We start from the raw sequence: 5,198 nt of genomic DNA, 5'->3' as shown, positions 1-5,198 counted from the left end.
TCACGCCCTCCTGCGTCTGCAGATAGACGAGCTGTTCCTGGGCGCTGCCGGACGCCGCGCCGCCGTTGAGGATGCGCACCCGCACCTCGGAGGCGTCGGCCTTGGTGCCCTTCAGGCGGGCGGCGACGGCGGCCTTCTCCTTCTTCTTCTGCGCCTTGACCTCGGTGAACGACACATCGTTCTTGATCATGTCGAAGACCTGGGGTGCCGTCGTCTCTTCGAGGACGACCGTCGCCTTCACGACCTCGGCCGGGTTGTCCTTGACCGGGACCGTGGTGAAGGTGATGTTCTTCGTCGGCACCTTCTTCAGCTCCAGGGCGAGGTCCTTGAGCGTGCCCACCTTGCCTATGGCCTTGTCCACCGTCAGCGCCTCGGTGGCGGCCTCGGCCAGCTTCACCAGCTTGGTCGGGCTGGTGAGGGTGTCGCTGGAGGACATCTTGCGCATCAGCGAGCCCAGGAACTGCTGCTGCGCCTTGATCCGGTCCAGGTCACCGCTGTTGCCGAAGCTCTTGCGGGTCCGCAGGAAGGCGAGCGCCTCCTCGCCCTCCACCGTCGACTCGCCCTCGGGCAGGTTCAGCTTGGAGTCGTCGTCGTTGACGGCGTGCTCCAGACAGATGTCGACCCCGTCCACGGCCGTCGTCAGCGTCTTCACGGCGTTGAAGTCGGCCATCATGAAGTGGTGGACCTCGATGCCGGTGAACTTCTTGACCGTGCGCATGGTGCAGCCGGGGTCCCGGCCGCTCTCGCCGAGAGAGCGGTTGAAGCGGACGCCCTGGAGCCCGGAGATCGTCTCCTCGGAGCCGTCCTCCAGCGTCGTCTCGCACTCCGGGATGTCGACGATCAGGTCGCGCGGAATGCTGAGCGCGGTGGCGTTCGACCGGTCCTTGGCGACATGCAGCAGGATCGTGGTGTCGGCGTGACCGGTGCTGCCCTTGTCGCCGTAGCCCTCGTTGCCCGCACCGGTGCGCTTGTCGGTACCGATGATCAGGATGTTGAAGGCCTCGTCCTTCTTGAAGCTGCTCGCGCCCGCGTCGCCGACGTCGATCGTGTCGACGTTGCCCTCAAGGTGCTTGAGGTAGAGATAGCCGCCGGTGGCGGCGGCGAGCAGCACGAACGCCATCGTGCCGCCGGTCCACAGCAGCGCCTTCTTCGCCTTCGACTTCCCGGGCCTGCGCCCGCGCCGCCCCGGCGGCTCCTCGGGCTCGGCCCGCCGTCTGCGCGGCGGCGGCACCTGGCGGCCGGGTGCGGACGTGGGCCGTGCGGTGGCGGCGTCCGGACGGGGCACGGGGCGCCTGCGCGGGCCGGGGACGGGGGACTGCGGTGATTGCGGTGCGGAAGTACGCAGTCGCAGTTCGTATTCGCCGGTGTTCGGATTGAGTACCCATTGGTCTGCGGGGTCGATGTTCTCCGACCGCCCACGGCCTGCGTCCACGGTTGTCCGAATCCTCCGTCGGGAAGGCGCCGCGCGGGACTTCGCCGCACGGCCCGATGCACCGGATCGCTCACACTATCCGCACGCTTCGGCGTCGAGCGACGTCGGTGAGAAATTCCACGTGCGTACAACCGAATGAGGTGTCCCTACAAGCGGTCAATTCGTTCCATTTCCCTGAAATGACAGGTCGCCTCAGGTCACTTGGCGCACTCGACCTGATCCGCGGTGGACTTGTCCACGCCCTCAGGGGTCTTCCCCGACGACGAACCCGTGAGCGGAACACCGGCGCCCTTGAAGTCCTTGCCCAGGGTCAGCGTCATCGTGGGCAGCCCCTGGGAGTTGGTGACGCTCTCGCCGGGCTTCATCGCGGACCCCGAGAGCCCCAAGATATCCGCCAACCGCCGTGCCTGGTCGGCCTGTTCGGGGGCGTATTCAAGCGTGGTCCTGGCGAGCGCCTCGGGCGCGTTGCCCGCGTTCTCCGACTTGATGACGCCCTCCTCGGTCTGCAGCCAGGTCAGCGTCTCCTGGGCACTGCCGGACTCGGCGCCGCCGTTGAGGATCTGCACGCGCACCTCGGAGGCGTCCGCCTTGGTGCCCTTGAGCCGGGCGGCGACGGCGGCCTTCTCCTTCTTCTTCTGCGCCTTGACCTCGGTGAACGACACATCATTCTTGATCATGTCGAAGACCTCGGGGGCCGTCGACTCATTGACGACGACGGTCGACTTCACCGTCTCGGCCGGGTTGTCGATCACCGGAACCGTGGTGAACGTCAGGTTCTTGGTGTTGAGCTTGCCCAGCTCAAGACCCAGGTCCTTGAGCTTGCCGATGCTGTCGAGCTGGGAGTCGACGGTGAGTGCCTCGGTGCCCGCCTCCGCCAGCTTCACCATCTTGGTCGGGCTGGTGAGCGTGTCGTTGGACTTCAGCTTGCGCATCAGTGAGCTCAGGAACTGCTGTTGCAGCCCGATCCGGCTCAGGTCGCCGCCGAGGCCCACGGAGTGCCGGGTGCGCAGGAAGGCCAGGGCCTGCTCGCCCTCGATGGTGTGGGTGCCCTGGGACAGCTTCAGATGCGAGTCCGGGTCGTCGATGTCCTTGGCCAGACACACCTCGACCCCGCCGACCGCGCTGGTCAGCGTCTTGACCGCGTTGAAGTCGGCGACCATGAAATTGTCGGGGGTGATCCCGGTCAGCTCGGTCACGGTCCGCATGGTGCAACTGGGAGTACGGCCGCCCTGGCCGAGGCTGGTGTTGAAGCGGACGCCGCTCGACCCGGCGATGACCTTCTTGGACCCGTCCTCCTGAGTGGTCGGACAGTCCGGGATGTCGACGATGAGATCCCGGGGAATGCTGAGCGCGGTGGCGTTCGACCGGTCCTTGGAGACATGCAGCAGGATCGTGGTGTCGGCGTGTCCGACGCTGCCGGAGTCGCCGTAGCCCTCGTTGCCGGACCCGGTGCGCTTGTCGGTGCCGATCAGCAGGATGTTGATGGCCTGGTCCTTCTTGAAGCCACCGGTGCTGGCGCCGTCGTCCGGGACGGAGTCGATGTTGTCATTGAGGTGATCCAGGTAGAGATACCCGGCCCCGGCGGTGGCGATGAGCAGGAACGCCATGCTGCCGCCGGTCCACAACAGAAACTTCTTGACCTTGGACTTCTTCTCGGGACGCCGTCCGCGCCGGCCGGGAAGGGGCTCCTCGGGCACACCGCGCCGCCGGCGGGGCGGCGGAACCTCACGGCCCGGACGCGGCGCGCGTACGGGCGTCCCGGTGCGGGAGGCGGATCTGCGGGGGGTCGGAACGGCCGAATGCGCTGCGGAAGTGCTCAGTCGCAGTTCGTATTCGCCGGTGTTCGGATTGAGCACCCACTGGTCTGCGGGATCGATGTTCTCCGCCCGCCCACGGCCTTGCGCGTCCACGGTTGTCCGAATCCTCCGTCGGGGCCACGCGGCGCCTTCCCCCTCCAAGGCGCTCGGGTCTCGGTCAAACAGTGCGCGACCCCATGACGTACCAGGAGGGAACGGTGTGGCCGGGTGCACCGGGGCGCTCACACTATCCGCCCAGTTCAACGTGGAGCGAGGCGGTGACGAACTCCACGCCCCTACATCCGGTCAATACGGATCATTTCCTTGAATGGAGTTCGGCGCCTTGGTGAGCGCTTTACCCGCAGCCGTCCTGGGCGGCGGTGTTGCCGCGGAAAGTGGGGGCGGGGGAGGAGGTGCGAGAGGGGGTGCGACGGTCATGACTTCCCGCTTCCCTCGCCCCGGAGCGACCCTTTTGACTGACTTCGACGGGCGTGTCGGTGCGCAGTCGCTCGAACAGCCTTTCTGCTTCGGGTTCCACGAGCTGGTCGCGATTGGAGTTGTAGACATACGACTCCCGGGGAACGGTAAGAAATTGCACACGTTCGGTGGGGATGTCGCGCACACCGCGGACGAGTTGGTACAAACCCCGCAAGCTGGCCAGATCCGGGTCGGTGGTGAGCGAGGAAGTGGCGGCATCGAGAACGGGATAGAGTCGCACCGGATTCAGCAGTACGTCATTGCTCTGCACCTTGTTGACGAGGGCGCCGAGAAAGCGTTGCTGACGTTCCATGCGGTCGGTGTCACTGCCGTTCCCGAGCGACTTACGGGCCCGCACGTACCCGAGGGCCTGCTCCCCGTCGAGCTCGACGCGCCCGGCGGGAAGCCGAAGCTTGGCGGCCTTGTCATTGATGGGCTCGTCAAGACAGACCTCAACGCCCCCGACGGCATCGACCATGTCCTTGAACCCCCGAAAGTCGACGACCATGTGATGGTCGATCCGCACGCCGGTGAGCTTCTCCACGGTACGGATGCTGCACGCCGAACCGCCCATCTCGAAGGCGTAGTTGAACATGGCGAACGTGGGCTCTGTGCGCTTGCCGTCGGGCCGTAGACAGGCCGGCACGTCGACCATGAGATCCCGGGGCAGCGAAACGGCGGTGGCAGTGCGCCGCCCTGCCGACAGATGCAACAGGATGGTGGTGTCGGACCGCTCGGTCCCCGAGTCCCGCCCATAACGCCGGTTCCCGTCACCGGACCGGGAGTCGGACCCGATCACCAAGATGTTCTGCGCGCCCTTGACGAGGGAGGTAGGCCGCTCACTCTCATACCGAGCGAGCTCGGCGGCGGCGGCCTGGTCGGGCGTGATGTTCCCATCGAGCTTCACGTAGACGGCCCACCCCGCCCCAAGGGCCCCCAACACCACAACACCCACCCCAAGCGAAACCCCCCGAACCCACCGCCGCCGACGCCGACGTATGAGCCCCGTCCCACTGGCTCGGGCCCCCCGCCCCGGAACCCCACCTCCACTCTCGGTCACGTCTACGTCCACCCCTCATGGCGTGCGGGCCGATGTCTCCCTGCTCTCCCTTACGACCATGACGCGGATGGGGGGAGGGGGGTGGGTGGTGATGGGCCGAATGGGGGAGGGGCGGATGGCCGAATTGAACACGGAGAGGTGAGGAAAGCAGCGGCAGTCTGCACCTCAGCCTGTCCGGCGCTTGAGGTGGAGCCAACAGTCATCCTCAGCCCCCACCCACCCCAGCCCGTCCGGCGTTTGAGTGCGGGCCGATTGCCGTCCCGACCCCCCACCCGCCCGCTGGGGGCGACGCAGAGCCCAGCCATCCCCTGCCTGTGCGGCGTTTGAGGCGGAGCCAACAGTCATCCTCAGCCCACCCACCCCCAGCCCGTCCGGCGTTTGAGGACGAGGCCCGTTCAGGGCCGACAGCGGGGGTCTGGGGGCGGCAGCCCCC

At 66.9% G+C, this 5,198-nt stretch carries 3 protein-coding genes; all 3 read right to left on the bottom strand.

All coding sequences use genetic code 11. From position 1 onward, the window contains the following. On the bottom strand, positions 1–1,432 hold a 1,432-nt coding region (locus H4N64_RS43795; protein WP_186288207.1), incomplete at its 3' end, for an LCP family glycopolymer transferase. 197 nt (positions 1,433–1,629) lie between these two features. Next, on the bottom strand, positions 1,630–3,342 hold the full coding sequence (locus H4N64_RS43790) for an LCP family glycopolymer transferase (RefSeq protein ID WP_186288206.1): 1,713 nt from the start codon (positions 3,340–3,342) through the stop codon (positions 1,630–1,632). A 241-nt stretch (positions 3,343–3,583) separates the two neighbouring features. Beyond that, positions 3,584–4,765 (bottom strand): LCP family glycopolymer transferase, encoded by a 1,182-nt coding sequence (locus H4N64_RS43785; protein WP_186288205.1) that lies wholly within the window; start codon positions 4,763–4,765, stop codon positions 3,584–3,586. Between the last annotated feature and the right edge of the window lie 433 nt (positions 4,766–5,198).

Source organism: Streptomyces cupreus (genome assembly GCF_014257025.1).
Classification (GTDB): domain Bacteria; phylum Actinomycetota; class Actinomycetes; order Streptomycetales; family Streptomycetaceae; genus Streptomyces; species Streptomyces cupreus.
Note: the sequence above shows the minus strand (reverse complement) of the source record. Positions and strands in the feature narration are given on the sequence as shown.